This window comes from Agromyces sp. SYSU T00194, from assembly GCF_040496035.1.
Lineage (GTDB): Bacteria > Actinomycetota > Actinomycetes > Actinomycetales > Microbacteriaceae > Agromyces > Agromyces chitinivorans.
Genome location: NZ_JBEPJZ010000001.1, coordinates 986,355 through 1,004,673 on the forward strand (window position 1 = coordinate 986,355; position 18,319 = coordinate 1,004,673).

Below are 18,319 nucleotides of genomic sequence, written 5' to 3' on the forward strand. Positions count from 1 at the left end.
CCCCCTGCGCCCCGACCGCCGCCCGATGGCTGCCGGAGGCGCGGTCGTGAGCGGGCAGATCCCCACCCGCCGCGGCTCGCGGCGCGAGCTGCGCGAGCAGGCGCGCCGACGGCGACGGCGCACGACGTGGATCGTCGTGGCGGCCGTCGCCGTGCTCCTGCTGGTCGGCGGCGGCGTGGTCACCGCGCTCGTGCTGACGGGCGGAGCGGGCGGCAGCGGCCAGGAGCAGGTGCGCGCCGACCCGATCACCTTCCCGCAGGACGAGCCGGCCGCGGCCGACGGCGCCGGCCCCTGCACCACCGTGAACGTGCTCTCGTCGTTCGAGAACGCCGAGATGGTGCAGCAGCTGGCCGACGGCTACAACGCGCAGCCGCGCGACGTCGGCGGTGCGTGCGTCGAGATCGTGGCGACCAAGGACAAGTCGGGCATCTCGGCGGAGGATGCCGCAGAGGGCTTCCCCGACCTCGCAGAGGACGCCCGGCCGACGATGTGGATCCCGGATGCGGCCTCGTGGCTGTCGGTCGCGCGCGACGCCGGCGCGGAGGACATCATCCCCGCGTCGGGCACGACCATCGGCGCATCCGACATCGTGCTCGCCATGCCGGAGCCGCTCGCCGCGGCGATCGGCTGGGACGAGGACGCCCCGACCTGGGACGAGGTGTTCACGGCCTCCGAGGACGTGGAGCTCTGGAGCGACCTCGGGCACCCGGAGTGGGGCGGGTTCCAGCTGGGCAAGACGAGTCCCGTCATCGCCAGCTCGGGCGAGGCCGCGATGCTCGTGTCGTACGGCAGTGCCGCCGGGTCGGTGTCCGACCTGACGGCCGCGGAGGTCGAGGACTCCGGGATCACCGACACGGTGCGCCAGCACGAGCTCGCCACGAGCCACTACATGGCGACCCCCGAGCACTTCCTGTGGCACGCCCGCAAGGCCGAGACCGAGGGCGGATCCGCGGCGGAGTTCCTGTCCGCCGTGATCGTCGACGAGAAGTCGGTCTGGGACTACAACCGCGGCATCGTCAGCCGCGACGGCGTGACGCGCGTCGAGGACGAGCCGCCCGCCGAGAAGCTCGTGGCCATCTACCCGACCGACGGCTTCTACGTCGCGGACAACCCGGCCGTCGTGCTCACCGCGGGTTGGGTCTCCGACGCCCAGGTCGCGGCCGCCGACGACTTCCTCCGCTACGCCGGCACGGAGCAGGGCCAGCAGATCGTGCGGGACTTCGGGTACCGCGACCTCAACGGCGTGCTGAGCGACGAGGTCGCCGAGGTGGGCAACCTCGAGCCCGCCCCCGTCGGCGTGCTGCCCTTCCCCGACCAGGACGTCGTGGTCGCCGTGCACGCGGCCTTCCCCGACGTGCGCAAGCGGGCGAACATCCTCTTCCTGCTCGACGTCTCGGGCTCGATGGGCCGGGAGATCGCGCCCGGGCTGACGAAGCTGCAGGGCGCGAAGGACGCGATCACGAAGGCGCTCGACCACTTCGCGGCGGGGGACAACCTCGGCCTCGCGGCGTTCTCGGCACGCGACAGCACCGAGATCATCCCGGGCACGGTGAGCCCGGTGGCCGACATCGGCGACTCCGAGGAGCAGTTCCTCGCCGCACTGGACGCACTCTCGACCATCGACGACACCCCGCTGTACGCGGCCGTCGACACGTTCGCGCGCCAGCAGGCGGAGCAGTACAGCGCCGACCGGATCAACGCGGTGGTGCTGCTCAGCGATGGCCAGGACGACATGGACGTCCCGTCGACGAGCCGCGACCAGATGCTGGCGACGCTCGAGGAGGTGTCGCACACGCTGCTGGTGTTCACGCTCGCATACGGTGCGGACGCCGACGTCGAGACGCTGCAGGCGATCTCGGGCGCGACCGGAGCGCACTACTACGACGCGACGGACCCGCTCGAGGTGGAGGACGTGCTCGGCGACCTGGTCACCAGCTTCTGAGGCCGGGGGCGCGACCCTCGCCGTGGTGGCCGCCGTGACCGTGGTGGCCAGCGTGTTGGGGCGGCACCCGGTCGTGAGCGCGACCGCCGACCGCACCGCGCTCCTCGTCGCCGCGACCCCGGCGCGGGCCGCCCCGCCCGTGGTGCGCCCGACCGCCGCGCGGTCCGCGGCTCCTCGGCGCCTGCTCGCCCGGCTCCCAGCCGAGTTCGCGCGCGAGCGCCTCGAGGGTCGCGACGGTGCTGCCGAACGCGTCTGCGCCGACGGCGTCGACGAGGCGGGTGCGCACCCCGGTCACGCGCTCGAGCAGTCGGTCGTGGGCCCGCCGTCCGGCATCGGTGAGCGCCGGGACGCCGTCCTCGCCGTCGATGACCCAGCCCCGGGCGCGCAGGGCGCCGGGCGTGCGGGGCGCGTCGCCGCCGCGGGCGATGCCGTGCAGCGCTCGCCACTCGCGGTGGTCGACGCCCTCCTCGGCGAGGGCGGCGTCGACCGCGGCGCGCAGCCGGTGGTCGAGCTCGGTGAGCCAGTACCCGAGCGGCCGACGGTCTTCGGGTCCGGGCGTCGCGGCGCCCTCGAGGTCGCCGGTTGCGGATGCGTCGTGTGATTCGTGGAACTGCATGATGGGACTCCTGTCCGTTCTCGGGGCGCCCGGTGACGGCGCCGGGCCGCGGCGAGCGGAGCTCGTGCATCGCGGCGTGGGTTCCTGCCGGCGGATCGCCGGCTCGGAATTGCATGTCACGTGACATGTGTATGTATAGTGACATACATCATGCGCGGCAGTCAAGGCGAGCCTCCCGAGGCCGGTTCGGAACCGGTCCGCGGCATCGAGGGCGCCCTCGAGGAGATCGGCCTGTTCGGGCGGCGACGCGGGCGGCACGGACCCCACGGCGAGCACCACGCACGGGGCCCCCACGACGACCCGGGCCCCCACGGCGGCGCAGGCCCCCGCGGCGGCGCGGGCCCCCGCGGCTTCGGTCCCATCGGCGGCGGCACCGACGACGCGGCTCGCGGACGCGGACCGCGCGGTCGCCTCGCCGGCATCGCGCGCGGTCGCGTGCTCGACGTGCTGGCCGCGGCCGACGGCTCGCTCTCCATCAGCGAGATCGGCGAGCGCATCGGCGTGGACCAGCCGCGCGCGAGCCGCCTCGTGCAGGCGCTCGTGGACGCCGGCTTCGTGCGCCGGGCGGTGGACCCGGGTGACGCGCGCCGCAGCGCGATCCTGATCACGGATGCCGGCAGGGCAGCGCTCGAGCGCTCGCGCGCCACGCGCCGCGACGCGATCGAGCAGGCGCTCGAGGGGTTCAGCGATGCCGATCGCGCGCAGTTCGCCGAGCTCCTGTGCCGCTTCGCGGCCGCCTGGCCGCGCGACTGACCGCACCGAGCGGGCCCCTCAGTCCTCCACGACGAGCGCGAGCGTGGTGTCGCCGCAGGCGACCACCCGCCCCACGCCCGGGAGGACCACGGCGGCGTCGCGCCCGAGCCCGTCGAGTGCCGCGCGCAGCCCGTCGAGGCGCAGCACGGCGCCCACCGCCCGCTGCGCGTCGGTGGAGGCGACCACGCGCCCGCGGGCGTTGACGACGGTGCACGCGTCCCCGGTCGCCTCGATCACGGGCAGCAGCGTCGACTCCAGCTCGCTCGCGTACAGGTCGGCGCCGACGACGCCGATCATCTCGCCGTCCACGTGCACCGGCTCCGTGATCGTCACGGTGTAGGCGTCGGTGCAGAGGTAGTCGACGTACGGGCCGGTCAGGTGGCGCTGCCCGGTCGCGCGCGGCACGCGCCACCACTCGAGCGTGGTGTAGTCGCGGAAGCTCTCCGCCTCCGGGTCGACGACGGCCTCGAGCCGCCGCAGGTGCGCGGGTCCGCCGTCGAGGCCGAACGTGTTCGCGTCCCCGAGCCACCATGCGAGGTGCCAGGGCGCGTCGGCGAGCAGGCCGGGGGCCGCGACGAAGCCGGCCCCGGTCACGAGCGAGTCGGGGTCGGAGAGGGCCGCCGTCGCGAAGCGCTCGACGACCGCGTCGACGTCACCGGCGAGCGGCGTGACCCGGTCGGCGACGTGCGCGGCGACGGCGTCGCGCCACGACCCGATCAGGGCGAAGAGGTCGTCGACGGTCGCTGCGATGCGCGCCGCGGCGGCATCGGTCGGCAGTGCCGTTCCCGTGCTCATGCGTCGCCTCCGTTCCGCTCCCGGCGCGTCTTCTCGTCGATCAGCCAGGCGATGGCCTGGCCGATCCAGCCGCTCGTCACGTGCCGCGCGCGCTCCGGGTCGAGCGACTCGATCGCGTCGATCGTCTCCTCGCGCACGACGCGGCTGCGCTCACGATAGTCCTCATCGCGCAGGCACATCCACAGCAGGGGCCCGAACTCGGCCTGCAACCGGAGCTCCTCGTGCACGAGCCGCGCCGACTGGCTGAGCGCCGCGACGTCGAGCCGGAACCGGCCGTGGCCGCGACGTGCCCCGCCCGCGGTCGCCCCGTCGACGGATGCGGCCAGTGCGCGCAGGCTCGCCACGTCGTCGTCGGTCGCACGGTCGGCGGCGAGCTCCGCCGCAGTGCCGGCGATCGCCGTGTAGTGCGCGGCGAGGTCGCGGATGTCGATGCGGCTGATCGCGGCGAGCCGCTCGTCGACGACGCGATCGGATGCCGCGGGGTCGAAGGTCACGAAGCTGCCGCCCTCGCGGCCACGGCGGGTCTGCACCAGCCCCCGCGCACGGAGTGCCTCGAGCGCCTCACGCGCGGTCACCACCGCGACGCCGAGGCGCCTGGCGAGCTCGGCCTCGCTCGGCAGCTTCTCGCCGTCGCGCAGCACGCCGAGCACGATGGCGTCGCCGAGCCGCTGCTCCACGCGATCGGCGCGTCCCACGGCGTCGAGCGGCGCGAACACGACCGCGCGCGTCACGTCGGGAAGCCTCGTCAGCTGCGGCATCGGACCCCCGTCCGGGAAGTTGTGACACGACCGTAACACGCAGGCCTCGCGGGTTTACATATGGATCCATAGGATTTCTTCCATCACACCAGAGGAGGCCACGTGGACTCGACCACGCCTGCAATCCGGCTCCGCGCACTCACCAAGGAGTTCGGCGCGCTGACCGCCGTCGACGGCGTCGATCTCGAGATCCAGCCCGGCGAGTTCTTCTCGATGCTGGGGCCGTCCGGTTCGGGCAAGACCACCGTGCTGCGGCTCATCGCCGGCTTCGACCAGCCGACCGACGGCACCATCGAGCTCTTCGGCACGGATGTCACCGACCGCGCCCCGTTCGACCGCGACGTGAACACCGTCTTCCAGGACTACGCGCTCTTCCCGCACATGAGCGTGCTCGAGAACGTCGCCTACGGGCTCCGCGTGCGGGGCGTCGGGCGTCGCGATCGGCTCGCCCGCGCCCGCGACGCGCTCGCCTCGGTGCGCCTCGCCGACTTCGCCGACCGCCGGCCCGCGCAGCTCTCGGGCGGCCAGCGCCAGCGCGTCGCGCTCGCGCGCGCCACGGTCGTGCAGCCGAAGGCGCTGCTGCTCGACGAGCCGCTCGGCGCGCTCGACCTGAAGCTCCGCGAGCAGATGCAGGTCGAGCTCAAGCAGATCCAGCGCGAGCTCGGCATCACCTTCATCTTCGTCACGCACGACCAGGACGAGGCGCTCACGCTCAGCGACCGCATCGCCGTCTTCAACGCCGGGCGCATCGAGCAGCTCGGCACGCCCGCCGAGCTCTACGAGCGGCCCGCATCGCGCTTCGTCGCCGACTTCGTCGGCACCTCGAACCTGTTCGACGCGGAGCTCTCCCGAGCGCTGCTCGGGCGCGACGGCGAGCACTCGGTGCGCCCCGAGAAGGTGCAGATCGCCCGCGGCGACGCCGAGCCGAGCGGCGAGCACCACGCCTGGGGCACCATCACCGAGCTGATCTACACCGGCAGCGCCACCCGCATCGTGGTCGACCTCGACGCGGGCGCGCGCATCACCGTGCTCGAGCAGAACGACCAGCACCGCGGCGACGCCGACGCCCGCGGCGATCGCGTCCTCGCCGCCTGGCGGGACGCCGACGTCGTCACGCTCGCGGGCGCACCGCAGCCCGAGGCATCCGCCCGCCACTGACCCATCGGCCCCCGCAGTACGCACCATCCACCGCATCACACCAAGGAGATTGCAATGACACGCATCACCCGCCGCGCCGCGCGCGTCGGCACCACCGCACTGGCGATCGCCTCGGTCGCCGTGCTCACCGCCTGCGGCACGACCTCCGGGTCGACCGATGGCGGCGAGGCGGCCACCGAGCTGGGCGACTTCGAGGGCCAGGTCTCGCTGCTCGCGTGGCCGGGCTACGTCGAGGACGGCTCGAACGACCCGGCCGTCGACTGGGTGACCCCGTTCGAGGAGGCGACCGGCTGCACGGTCACCTCGAAGACCTACGGCACCTCCGACGAGGCGTTCAACCTCATGAAGACGGGCGAGTACGACGTCGTCGCCGCCTCCGGCGACGCGACGCTGCGCCTCATCGCCGCGGGCGACGTGGCGCCGGTCAACACCGACCTCATCCCGAACTACGCCGGCATCTACGACTTCCTCAAGGAGAAGGAGTGGAACTCGGTCGACGGCGTCGCCTACGGCGTGCCCCACGGCTACGGCGCCAACCTGCTCATGTACAACACGGAGGAGGTGACGCCGGCCCCGACCTCGTGGGACGTCGTCTTCGACGCCGCCGGCGACTACGACGGCAAGGTCACCGCGTACGACTCGCCGATCTACATCGCCGACGCCGCGGTCTACCTCATGGCGCACCAGCCGGAACTCGGCATCGAGAACCCGTACGCGCTCGACGAGGAGCAGTTCGCCGCAGCGGTCGACCTGCTCAAGGAGCAGCGCCAGTACGTCGGCGAGTACTGGAGCGACTACCTGAAGGAGATCCAGGCGTTCGAGACCGGCGACTCGGTCGTCGGCACGACCTGGCAGGTCATCCAGAACGTGCTCGCGGGCTCGGGTGCGACGACCGACGTCGTGCTGCCCGACGAGGGCGCGACCGGCTGGTCGGACACCTGGATGATCGCGTCCGAGGCCGCGAACCCGAACTGCGCCTACGCGTGGCTCGACTACATCGCCAGCCCCGAGGCCAACGCCGCCGCGACCGAGTACTTCGGCGAGGCGCCGTCGAACGAGGCCGCCTGCGAGTTCCGCTCGGAGGGCTCGTGCGAGGCGTACCACGCCGGTGACGAGGAGTACGCCGCGCAGATCTGGTACTGGACCACGCCGATCGCCGAGTGCGTCGACGGCCGCACCGACGTCGAGTGCGTCGACTACGCGGGCTGGACGACGGCCTGGCAGGAGATCAAGGGCTGACGGATGCCCCGGGCGGCCCGTCCCACCGACGGGCCGCCCACCCCGGGGCATCCGCCCCACCACCCCACCGACCCGCTCGAGGACGCCATGACCACGACCGACGCCCCCGCCCCGGCCCCCGGAGCCCCCGGACGCGCACCCGTGCCGACGCCGCGCGACACGCTCGCCCGTCGCGGCTCCGTGTTCCTCAGCGCCCACCCGCGCGCGCGGCTCGCACTGCTGCTCTCGGCCCCGCTGTTCTGGCTCGGCCTCGTCTACATCGTGGCGCTCGCGGCGCTGCTGGTCACCGCGTTCTGGACGGTCGACAGCTTCACCGGGCAGATCTCCACCGAGTTCACGCTCGACAACATCATCACGGTGATCACGGGCTCGCTGTACCAGACGGTCACCCTCCGCACCCTCGGCGTGGCCCTCGCGGTCACGGTGATCGACGTGGCGCTCGCGCTGCCGATCGCCTTCTTCATGGCGAAGGTCGCGTCGCCCCGCCTCCAGCGCGCCCTCGTGGTCGCGGTGCTCACCCCGCTCTGGGCGAGTTACCTCGTGAAGGCCTACGCCTGGCGGTCGGTGCTCTCGCAGGACGGCATCCTCGAGTGGCTCATCTCGCCGCTCGGGCTGCACACGCCGGGCTACGGCCTGCCGGCCACGATCATCACGCTGTCCTACCTCTGGCTGCCGTACGTGATCCTCCCGATCTACGCTGGGCTCGAGCGCGTGCCCGACTCGCTCCTCGAGGCATCCGGCGACCTGGGCGGGAAGACCTGGCAGACCATGCGCCTGGTGGTGCTGCCGATGGCGATGCCCGCCATCATCGCGGGCACCATCTTCAGCTTCTCGCTGTCGCTCGGCGACTACATCACGGTGAACATCGTCGGCGGCGCGAGCCAGATGCTCGGCAACCTCGTCTACACGAACGTCGGCGCGGCGAACAACCTGCCGCTGGCGTCCGCGATCGCGCTCATCCCGATCGTGATCATCTTCGGCTACCTCTTCCTCGTGCGCCGCACCGGCGCGCTCGACAACCTCTAGGAGCGAAACGGATGCGACTCTCCCGCGCCGCCCGCATCACCCTGGGGTCCGTGACGGCCCTGATCCTGGTGATCGTGTACGTGCCGCTGTTCGTCGTGCTCGTGAACTCGTTCTCGACGAGCACGAGCCTCAGCTGGCCGCCGCCCGGCTTCACGCTCGAGTGGTGGGGCCGCGCGTTCCGCAGCGCGGGCGCCCTCGAGGCGGTGCTCACGAGCGTGCAGGTCGCGGTGATCGCCACGATCGTCTCGCTCGTGCTCGGCACGCTGATCTCGCTCGCGCTGCAGCGGTTCTCGTTCTTCGGGCGCGACGCGGTGAGCCTGCTCGTGATCCTGCCCATCGCGCTGCCCGGCATCATCACGGGCATCGCGCTGAACAACTTCTTCCGCACCATCATGGGGGTGCCGCTGTCGATCTGGACGGTCGTCATCGCGCACGCGACGTTCTGCATCGTCACGGTGTTCAACAACGTCATCGCCAGGCTCCGCCGGCAGGGCACGAACCTCGAGGACGCGTCGGCCGACCTCGGCGCGGGCGTGTGGACGACGTTCCGGCTGGTCACGTTCCCGCAGCTGCGCTCGGCGCTGCTCGCGGGCGGCCTGCTCGCGTTCGCGCTCTCGTTCGACGAGATCATCGTCACGACGTTCACCGCGGGGTCGGGCGTGACGACGCTGCCCATCTTCATCCTGAACAACATGTTCCGGCCGAACCAGGCGCCCATCGTGGCGGTCATCGCGGTCGTGCTCGTGCTCGTCTCGATCATCCCGATCGCCATCGCGCAGCGGTTGTCGGGGTCGGAGCAGCAGCGACGCTGAGGGGCGGATGCCACGGGCCTCCGCCCCTCGCGCCCGGCGGCACCCGTCTCCGTCTCGCGCTGCTCAGATGAGCACGGATGTCGCCAGGACTGCGCATCCGCGTGATTCACACAGTGGTAACCCGGAGGGCCTTCCGGACGATATCGACCGCGGCCTAGTCTCTCCCACGTTCGGGGGACACGTGCGCCCACGGACTCGTGAAGCCGTGAGGAGCACTGATGAGACATCCCGTTCGTCGAACCGCACTCGCCGCCGCGGCCGCAGCCTCGCTGCTGGCCGTCGGCGTCGTCGCCCCCGCCCAGGCGGAGGAGGTGGGGCCGAGCGAGCTGATCATCAGCGAGTACGTCGAGGGATCGTCGAACAACAAGGCGGTCGAGCTGTACAACCCGACGTCGGGCACGATCGACCTGACCGAGTACACGTTGGAGGTGTACTCGAACGGCAATACGACCAGAAGCGTGAACGCGACGCTCGAGGGGAGCCTCGCCGCCGGCGACGCGTACGTGTTCGCGGATGACGGAGCCGTACTGCCCGAGCCTGCCGACCAGATCACCAGCTCCGGCCTCTGGAACGGCAACGACGCCATCGTGCTGAAGCATTCAGGAACGGTCGTCGACTCCATCGGCCAGGTCGGCGACGACAGTTCCTGGGGTACGGACGTCACGCTGCGCCGCATGGCATCGGTCTGCATCGGCGACACGATCGTCGACGACGCGTTCGACCCGGCCACCGAGTGGGTGGGGTTCGCGCAGAACACGTTCGACGGGCTCGGCTCGCACACCGTGGACTGCGACGGCACGACCGGCCCGTCCGGGCCCGTGATCAACGAGTTCTCCGCGGACACCACCGGCACCGACCTCGCCGAGTACGTCGAGGTGTACGGCGACCCCGACACCGACCTGTCGGCCTACTCCGTGCTCTCGATCGAGGGCGATGGATCGTCGGCCACGGGCACCGTCGACCGGGTCATCCCCCTCGGCACCACCGACGCCGACGGCCTGTACCTCGCCGACCTTGCGTCGAACTCCCTCGAGAACGGCACGATGTCCCTCCTGCTCGTGGAGGGGTTCACCGGCGCGGCCGGTGACGACCTCGACGCCGACGACGACGGCGAGCTCGACGCCCCGATGCCATGGACGGCCCTCGTCGACGCGGTCGCCGTGCACGACGGCGGCAGCGGCGACCTCGCCTACGGCGGCACCGTGCTCGGCCCGAACTACGACGGGCTCAGCAGCTTCGACCCGGGCGGCGCCTCGCGCATCCCGGACGGCTTCGACACCGACGCCCCCTCCGACTGGGTCCGCAACGCGTTCAACGGCGCCGGCACCGATGCCTACCCCGGCGCGATGCCGGTGGTCGGCGAGGCCTGGAACACCCCGGGCGCACCCAACGAGGTGTACGTCGCCCCGCCGCTCAGCTGCACCGACGAGCCGGTGACCATCGGCTCGGTGCAGGGCACCGAGGACGCGTCCGCCGGCGAGGGCGAGTTCGTCATCGTGCGCGGCGTGGTCGTGGGCGACTTCCAGGACGGCGGCTTCGCCGGCTACTACATCCAGGACGCCGGCGACGGCGACTCCGCCACGAGCGACGGCATCTTCGTCTACGCGCCGGGCGGTGCACCCGTCGACGTGGGCGACGAGGTGATCGTCGCGGGCGCCGTGAGCGAGTACTTCGGCCTCACCGAGATCACGCCCGCCGAGGTCGTCGTCTGCGACACCGGGGTCGAACTGCCCGCCGCGACCGAGCTCACGCTGCCGGCCACCGAGGCCGACCGCGAGGCCGTCGAGGGGATGCTCGTCACGCTCCCGCAGGAGCTCGCGATCCTCGAGTTCTACAACTACGGCCGCTACGGCCTGATCTCGATCGGCACCGAGCGGCAGTACACGCCGACCGCCGTGGTCGAGCCGGGCCAGCCCGCGATCGACCTCGCCGAGCAGAATGCGCTCAACCGCATCGGCATCGACGACGGCCGCAGCACGGAGAATCCCGACCCGGCCATCCACCCGAACGGCGAGGAGTTCACGCTCGACAACACGTTCCGCGGCGGCGACCTGCTGACGAACGTCACCGGCGTGCTCGACTACCGCTTCAGCACGTGGTCGGTGCAGCAGACGCAGGGCGCCGACTACGAGTCGGTCAACCCGCGGCCCGAAGTGCCCGAGGTGGGCGGCACCACGACCGTGTCGAGCTTCAACGTGCTGAACTACTTCACCACCCTGAACTCGCGCGGTGCGAACACGCTCGAGGAGCTCGCACGCCAGGAGGCCAAGATCGTGGCGGCCCTCGCTGAGATCGACGCCGACGTGTTCGGCCTCATCGAGATCGAGAACAACGGCGACGAGGGCGCTGACAGCGCGGTCGCGACGTTGGTCGACGCCCTGAACGACGCGGTCGGTGCAGGAACGTACGCGTACGTCGACACGGGCGTGATCGGCACCGACGAGATCGCCACGGCGTTCATCTTCAAGCCGGCGACGGTCACCCCCGTGGGCGCCTTCGCGCTGCTCGACAGCTCGGTCGACCCGCGGTTCATCGACACCGAGAACCGCCCGGCGCTCGCGCAGACGTTCGCCGACCCGGCGGGCGAGGAGTTCACCGTCGTGGTCAACCACCTGAAGTCGAAGGGCTCCTCGTGCGAGGAGATCGGGGACGCCGACCTCGGGGACGGCGCGGGCAACTGCAACCTGACCCGCACCGCGGCGGCGGCGGCCATGACCGACTGGATCGCCACCGATCCGACCGGCACGGGCACCGCCGACCGGGCGCTCATCATCGGCGACCTCAACTCGTACGACCACGAGGACCCGATCGACGTGTTCACGGGTGCGGGCTACACCGACCTGCTCCTCCAGCAGCAGGGCGAGTACGCGTACTCCTACGTGTTCGACGGCCAGCTCGGCTATCTCGACTACGCGCTGGCGGGTACGGGCCTGGTGGGCGACGTGACGGGCGCGGCGCCGTGGAACATCAACGCCGACGAGCCGAGCCTCATCGATTACGACATGTCGTTCAAGAAGCCCGCCCAGGACGCCCTGTACGCGCCCGACCCGTACCGGTCGAGCGACCACGACCCGGTCATCGTCGGCCTCCAGTTCGACACCACGCCGCCCGAGATCAGCGTCGAGGCCGACCCCGCGACGGTCTTCCCGCCGACCGGAGCCTGGACCACGGTCGACCTCGTGATCGACGCGACCGACGACTCGGGGCTCGCCCCGACCGTCGAGATCGTCGACGCCACGGCCGACGGCAAGAAGTCGGGCATCGAGGTCCTCTCCGACGACCAGGTGCAGGTCATCGCCCGCATCGGCGCGACCTACACGGTGACCGTCGAGGCGACCGACTACGCCGGCAACACGGCATCCGACTCCGTGGTGATCTCGGTCACCGCCCCCCGGGGCCGCTGGATGCAGTGACCTGACCGCGCCCACGACGATGGCCGTCCCCGACCGGGGGCGGCCATCGTCGTGTCCGGGCCATCTGCGCCATCGGGGGATGCTCCGGTCCGGTGACCGTTGCGCGTTCGGGTCAGAAATGGTTACTGTCCTGTAAGTAAGTAGGCGGAGCCGCTTGCTTCACCACCACCACCTCAAGGAAGAGGACACCGGATGAGCACCAACGCACCACCCCGTCGCGGTCGCGCCGCGACCGTACTCCTCGGAGCCGCAGTCCTGGCCGGCACGCTGACGGCCTCCCCGGCACTCGCCGCAGCACCGCAGCAGGTCGATCCGCAGGCGCCCGACTTCGGCCCGAACGTCACGATCTTCGACCCGTCGATGCCGCTGTCGGAGATCTCCGCGGAACTCGACGCGCTCGCCGACCAGCAGCGCGACGCCGAGATGAGCACGGAACGCCGGGCCGTGTACTTCCTCCCCGGCGAGTACGGCACAGCCGAGCAGCCGCTCCAGTTCGAGGTCGGCTACTACACGGAGGTCGCAGGGCTCGGGGCATCCCCCACCGACGTCACCGTGAACGGCGCGGTCGAGGTCTACAACCGATGCCTCGAGGACGACGGCACCTCCAACTGCATCGCGCTGGTGAACTTCTGGCGCACGCTGTCGAACCTGTCCATCGAGGTGAACGGTGCCGGGCAGGACGGATGCCGCGCGAGCGCGAACTTCTGGGCGGTCTCGCAGGCGGTGTCGATGCGCCGCCTCGACATCTCGGGTGCGAACCTGAGCCTCATGGACTACTGCACGGCCGGGCCGCACTTCGCGTCCGGCGGCTTCATCGCCGACTCGCGCCTGCCGTACACGATCAACGGCTCGCAGCAGCAGTGGCTCGTGCGCAACAGCGACGTCACCGCCGGCTGGAGCAACGCGGTCTGGAACCAGGTCTTCGCCGGCACCGAGGGCGCTCCCGACGAATCGACGTTCCCCGAGCAGCCCTACACGACGCTCGACGAGACGCCGGTCAGCCGCGAGAAGCCGTACCTGTTCGTCGACGACGCCGGCGACTACGCCGTGCGCGTGCCGTCTGCACAGCGCGACACCCGCGGCATCACGTGGGGCGAGGGCGAGACCCCCGGCCGCACGGTGCCGATCACGGAGTTCTTCATCGCGACGCCCGACGACTCGGTGCAGGACATCAACGCCGCCCTCGCGCGCGGCAGCAACCTGCTGCTGACACCCGGCGTGTACGACATCGGCAGCACCATCCGGGTCACGCGGCCCGACACGGTGGTGCTCGGCATGGGCCACGCCACGCTCACCGCCACCGGCGGCGCCGTCGCGATGCAGGTCGCCGACGTCCCCGGCGTCGTCATCGCCGGAGTCACCTTCGACGCCGGCACCGAGCTCTCACCGGCGCTCCTGCGCGTCGGCAAGGCGGGCGGCGAGCACGGCGAGGGCAGCGCGGCACGCGCGGCCGAGGCGAACCCGACCACGCTGAGCGACGTGTACGTGCGCGTCGGCGGCCCCCACATCGGCCGGGTCGACACGGCGATCGAGGTGCACAGCGACCACGTGCTCATCGACCACGCGTGGGTCTGGCGCGCCGACCACGGCATCGAGGGCTTCACCGAGGGCGTGAACGGCGACACCGATCGCTGGAACACCAACACGGGGCGCAACGGCATCGTCGTCGAGGGCGACGACGTCACGGCCACCGGGCTCTTCGTCGAGCACTTCCAGCAGTACAACGCGCTCTGGAACGGCGACGGCGGCACGGTCGTGCTGTACCAGAACGAGCTGCCGTACGACCCGCCGACCCAGGCGGACTGGACGCAGCCCGACGGCACGCTCGGCTACGCCGGCTACACCGTGGGCGACGACGTGACGACCCACGAGCTGTTCGGCGCGGGCGTGTACGTCTTCAACCAGAACACCCCGTCGATCGTCACCGAGAACGGCTTCTCGGTGCCCGAGGTCGACGGGGTGCGGTTGCACCACGTCATGACCGTCAACCTCAGCGCCGGGACGATCCGCCACGTCGTGAACGGCGTGGGCGGCCAGGTCGACGACACGAACACCGGCGCGCCGGCCTTCATCGTCGACTACCCGGCGCCGTAGGCCCGCGCACCGTGCGCCCGGCCCGCGGTTGGGGTCGGGCGCACGGCCACGTCCGCATCCACGGGCTGGTCCACGTGCTGGGGTGGTCGCTTTTCAGGAGTGACGGCCCGGTTCCGGGCCGAAATCCGGCGAGTCGCCTCCGTGATGTCAGTTCCGGCCCGCGATCTCCTGAAGAGCGAGCCCCCCACCGCGGGAGGGGTCAGGGGCGGCGGAGCCGGGCCGCCACCGCGGGGTCGGCGCCGAGCGCGACCAGGCGGTCGGCCACCGCGACGGCCGCGCGCCGGTAGGGCTCGTCGGTCTCGCGCAGCAGCGAGCGCGTGTTGGCGGCGTCGAGCAGCGCGGTGATCTCGAACGCGAGTTGGCGGGCGTCGTCGAGCCGGGGCAGTTCGCCGCGTTCCATCGCGTACCCGATCGACACCGCCAGGTAGTCCTCCCAGGTGTCGAGGGCGCCCATCACGCGGTCGCGCACGGCGCCCGGCTTCGAGTCGAACTCGACGGATGCGGCGGCGAAGAAGCATCCCCCGGCGAAGACGCGTCGCGACGAGTAGTCGATCCACCCGCCCACCAGGGCGACCACGCGGGCGAGGCCCCGCTCGGCGGCGTCGCGCGCGGGCTGGATGACCTCCGCGGTGAACTTCACCTGCGCGGCGTCGACGGCGGCGAGCTGGAGCCGCTCCTTCGAGCCGAACAGTGCGGCGACGCCGCTCTTGCTCTGCCCGGCGGCCTCGGCGAGGCGCGCGATCGACAGCCCCTCGAGGCCGTCGACGGACGCGAGGTCGATCGCCTGCGCGAGCACCGCGCGGCGCGACTCGTCGCCGCGCGCGCGACGTCCGTCGATCACCCCTTGCGTCATGCCCTCAGTTTACCGTACGATCGTGCGTATAGTTAGTTGTACGATCGTTCGTATTGTTTGGAGTCACCATGAACGCCCTGCTCGCCACCGTCGCGACCGGCACCCGCACCCTCAGCGCCGTGGCGCCGGCCGCGGGCGCAGCCCTGGCCCTCCGGCTCTTCCTCCACGTCGGGCGCCCCATGCCGCTCGACCCGCGCGACGCCCCGGTCATGGAACAGGCGCGCCGCGCGAGCGTGCGCATCCCCGGCATCGACCACGCCGGCGTCGACGTCGCCACCTACGAGTGGGGCACCGGCGACGACGTGGTGCTCCTCGTGCACGGCTGGCAGGGCCGGGCGAGCCAGTTCGCACCACTCGTGCGCGAACTCCGCTCCGCGGGCTACCGCGTGGTCGCCTTCGATGCTCCGGCGCACGGCGAGTCGGGCGGCCGCCACGCCTACGTGGTCGACTGGGTGGACGCGATCCACGCGCTGCAGCACCGGTACGGGCGGTTCGACGCCGTCGTCGCGCACTCCTTCGGGGCGCTGGGTACGTTCACCGCGATCGCCGAGGGCGTCACGACCCGCAGGGTCATGACGATCGCTGCACCGGCGGACGCCGACGCGGTGTTCGCCGAGTTCGGGGGAGCGCTCGGGCTCGACGCCCGCACCCTCGACGCGATGCGCCGGCGCTTCGTCGCCCGACTCTTCCCGGGCGAGCCCGACCCGTTCGCGCGGGTCTCGGCGCTGCGCCACCCGCTCCCCGACACGGTCGACCTGCTCGTCGTGCACGACGTCGCCGACCGCCGCGTGTCGCCGAAGGAGGCCGACCGGTACCTCGGCGCGCACCCGCAGGCGCACCGGCTCGACACCACGGGCGCCGGGCACACGCGCATCCTGCGCGACGACGCCGTGCTCGACGCCGCGCTCGAGCTGCTCGCAGACGAGCTCACCGGTCAGCCGGAGACGGCGGCGCGCACCTCCGCGTAGAAGCGGGCGTGCGCCGCGGCGACCGCCGCGTCGTCGAGCAGCCCCGGCGTCGCCGCCGCCGCCGTCGCGAGCCGCTCGCGCAAGGCGGCGTCGGCCGCCAGCCGCCCCAGCGCCTCCGCCAGTGCGGGGACGTCGCGCGGCTCCACCACGAGCCCGTTGACGCCGTCCGCGACCCACTCGGCCGGGCCGCCCTCGCCGGCGACGACGACGGCCCTGCCGGCGGCGAGGTACTGCAGCACGTTCTGTCCGAGCGGCTCCGCCCGCACGGACGCCTGCACCGCGACGTCCCACCGCGCGAGCGTGCCGGGCACGTCCTCGACGTGCCCCGGGAACTCCACCCGGTCGGCGACGCCGAGCTCGACGGCGAGCGCCTGCAGCCTCGCCGCGTGCGCCTCGTGGCCGAACGGCGCGTCGCCGGGCAGTTCGAGGCGGGCGTCCGAGTCGGGCAGCGCCGCCGCGAAGGCGCGCAGCAGCAGGTCCTGGCCCTTCCACGGGTCGATGCGTGCGAGCATGCCGATGCGCAGCGGGCCCTCGAGGCGCGGAGCACCCGATGCGGGGCGCAGGCCCGCCGCGCTCGGGATGACCGCCGAACGCGCCCCCGCCCGCAGGTACGGGCGCGCGGACTCGAGCGTCGCGTGCGAGTTCGCGATCACGCCGTCGGCGCGGGGCAGCACGAGCCTCGTCATGAGCGCGTGCCCCGCCGCGCCGATCGCGTCGGGCGCGGTCATGTCGCGCAGGTGCACCACGAACGGCACGCGCGACGTGCGGGCGGCGAGCGCCCCGTACGCCGCAGCGCGCGCGGTGTTCGCGTGCACGACGTCCGCGGAGCGGAACGCGCGGTGCACCCGGGTCGCCACGGCCTGCGCGCCGAGACGCAGCAGCGCGTCGACCTGCCGCAACCGGCCGCCCGCGCTCACCCCGGCGGGCTGGTGCACGCCCGCGACGCGCACCGGCACGTGTGCCGGCAGGTCGCGGTAGACCCCGTGGTCCGGGGCATCCGTCGGCGCCAGCAGCACGACCGGCGACCAGGCCGGATCCGCCCGCAGCATCCGGAGCAGCGCGTACTCCGCGCCGCCGCGCGCCGTCGTGTGGTCGAGGTGGAGCACCCGGAGCGGGCGGCCGGCGTGCGGCCCGCTCATCCGCGGTGCCTGCCCGACCCCGCCGCCTCCCCGCCGTCGCGGCCCGCCAGCAGCTCGGGTCCGTACGACGCGTCGCGGTAGGCCGCGACCTCGGCGGCCGGCATCCCGAACAGCAGCCCCGCCAGCGCGGCGAGCGGCGGGACCTCCTCGGCGGCCATCTCGAGGTAGGCGTCGTCGGCCTTGCCCTGGGGGTCGACGATGTCGTCCCCTCCCGCGCCGAGGGCCCGGTTCGCGGCGAGCGCGGCCACGACGCGGCGCAGTTCGGCCACCGACGCCGGTGCCGCCGGGAGCCGGAAGTTGCCCGCGATGCGGCCGGCCTCGCGAATGGTGAAGGCCGTGCGCAGGGCACCCGGCACCAACTCGATGATGCGCTCCCGGTGCCGGCCGGAGGCGGCGAGCACGAGGTCGGCGGAGCGGATGTCGGCTTCCGTGATCTGGCGCGCACGATGCGGCCGGCCGTCGCCGCCGAGCGCCTCGGCGATGGCACGCGCGCGACGCCCCATCGACGCACCCTCGGGCGCGCGCACGCCGGCGCTGCCGACGCGCACCGAGCCGCGCACCGATGGCGGGAGGTACCAGCCCGCCCAGGTGCCGAGCAGCATCGCGCCGAGGGGCGATCGGTGCACGTTCCCCGTGCAGACGACGAGCACGTCGAACGTGTCTCCGGCCATGCCACCCCCGTCGATCCGGACCGTGCACGGGGACGGTCGTTCCCCCGCGGCCGCGGATATGGTTACGTGCACAGGAGTCTAC

General features: G+C 72.4%; 15 protein-coding genes. 9 read left to right on the forward strand and 6 right to left on the reverse strand.

Translation table 11 applies throughout. The annotated features are described in order from the left end of the window. Positions 1–46 precede the first annotated feature (46 nt). Complete coding sequence (locus ABZK10_RS04565) at positions 47–1,942, forward strand: vWA domain-containing protein (protein WP_353808005.1); 1,896 nt, start codon at positions 47–49, stop codon at positions 1,940–1,942. Here ABZK10_RS04565 and ABZK10_RS04570 read toward each other — a convergent pair. Continuing rightward, entirely contained in the window at positions 1,929–2,558 is a 630-nt protein-coding gene (locus tag ABZK10_RS04570) for a winged helix DNA-binding protein (RefSeq protein WP_353808006.1), read from the reverse strand. The genes ABZK10_RS04565 and ABZK10_RS04570 overlap by 14 nt on opposite strands. 150 nt (positions 2,559–2,708) lie before the next feature. On the opposite strand from ABZK10_RS04570, the gene ABZK10_RS04575 reads away from it, so the two are divergent. Beyond that, on the forward strand, positions 2,709–3,311 hold the full coding sequence (locus ABZK10_RS04575; protein ID WP_353808007.1) for a MarR family winged helix-turn-helix transcriptional regulator: 603 nt from the start codon (positions 2,709–2,711) through the stop codon (positions 3,309–3,311). Between the two features lie 18 nt (positions 3,312–3,329). On the opposite strand, the gene ABZK10_RS04580 is transcribed toward ABZK10_RS04575, so the two are convergent. Together ABZK10_RS04580 and ABZK10_RS04585 are read right to left on the reverse strand one after the other, a co-directional pair. Then, positions 3,330–4,106, reverse strand: coding sequence for a PDC sensor domain-containing protein (locus ABZK10_RS04580; RefSeq protein ID WP_353808008.1), 777 nt, complete (start codon positions 4,104–4,106; stop codon positions 3,330–3,332). Beyond that, on the reverse strand, positions 4,103–4,864 hold the full coding sequence (locus ABZK10_RS04585; protein WP_353808009.1) for a FadR/GntR family transcriptional regulator: 762 nt from the start codon (positions 4,862–4,864) through the stop codon (positions 4,103–4,105). The genes ABZK10_RS04580 and ABZK10_RS04585 overlap by 4 nt, the downstream gene beginning before the upstream one ends. Before the next feature lie 102 nt (positions 4,865–4,966). Between ABZK10_RS04585 and ABZK10_RS04590 the strand changes: the two genes are divergently transcribed. From ABZK10_RS04590 to ABZK10_RS04615, 6 genes are all read left to right on the forward strand, one after another. After that, positions 4,967–6,022 carry an ABC transporter ATP-binding protein gene (locus ABZK10_RS04590; RefSeq protein ID WP_353808010.1) on the forward strand — a complete coding sequence of 352 codons (1,056 nt, stop codon included), beginning with the start codon at positions 4,967–4,969 and terminating at the stop codon, positions 6,020–6,022. Between the two features lie 54 nt (positions 6,023–6,076). Then, a complete protein-coding gene (locus ABZK10_RS04595; RefSeq protein ID WP_353808011.1) occupies positions 6,077–7,261 on the forward strand; it encodes an ABC transporter substrate-binding protein in 1,185 nt (394 codons plus the stop codon). A gap of 3 nt (positions 7,262–7,264) precedes the next feature. After that, positions 7,265–8,287, forward strand: a complete 1,023-nt coding sequence (locus tag ABZK10_RS04600; RefSeq protein WP_353808012.1) for an ABC transporter permease — start codon at positions 7,265–7,267, stop codon at positions 8,285–8,287. A gap of 11 nt (positions 8,288–8,298) precedes the next feature. Further along, positions 8,299–9,099 carry an ABC transporter permease gene (locus ABZK10_RS04605; protein WP_353808013.1) on the forward strand — a complete coding sequence of 267 codons (801 nt, stop codon included), beginning with the start codon at positions 8,299–8,301 and terminating at the stop codon, positions 9,097–9,099. A gap of 218 nt (positions 9,100–9,317) precedes the next feature. Further along, entirely contained in the window at positions 9,318–12,512 is a 3,195-nt protein-coding gene (locus ABZK10_RS04610; protein ID WP_353808014.1) for an ExeM/NucH family extracellular endonuclease, read from the forward strand. A gap of 192 nt (positions 12,513–12,704) precedes the next feature. Next, complete coding sequence (locus tag ABZK10_RS04615; protein ID WP_353808015.1) at positions 12,705–14,606, forward strand: pectate lyase-like domain-containing protein; 1,902 nt, start codon at positions 12,705–12,707, stop codon at positions 14,604–14,606. 199 nt (positions 14,607–14,805) lie between these two features. Here ABZK10_RS04615 and ABZK10_RS04620 read toward each other — a convergent pair whose 3' ends face one another. Next, a complete protein-coding gene (locus ABZK10_RS04620) occupies positions 14,806–15,459 on the reverse strand; it encodes a TetR/AcrR family transcriptional regulator (RefSeq protein WP_353808016.1) in 654 nt (217 codons plus the stop codon). A gap of 68 nt (positions 15,460–15,527) precedes the next feature. Between ABZK10_RS04620 and ABZK10_RS04625 the strand changes: the two genes are divergently transcribed. Then, entirely contained in the window at positions 15,528–16,427 is a 900-nt protein-coding gene (locus ABZK10_RS04625; RefSeq protein ID WP_353808017.1) for an alpha/beta fold hydrolase, read from the forward strand. Here the strand turns inward: ABZK10_RS04625 and ABZK10_RS04630 are convergent. After that, a complete protein-coding gene (locus tag ABZK10_RS04630) occupies positions 16,394–17,566 on the reverse strand; it encodes a glycosyltransferase (RefSeq protein WP_353808018.1) in 1,173 nt (390 codons plus the stop codon). The two genes, ABZK10_RS04625 and ABZK10_RS04630, sit on opposite strands and share 34 nt — an antisense overlap. Next, a complete protein-coding gene (locus ABZK10_RS04635) occupies positions 17,563–18,237 on the reverse strand; it encodes an arsenate-mycothiol transferase ArsC (protein WP_353808020.1) in 675 nt (224 codons plus the stop codon). The genes ABZK10_RS04630 and ABZK10_RS04635 overlap by 4 nt, the downstream gene beginning before the upstream one ends. Positions 18,238–18,319 lie beyond the last annotated feature (82 nt).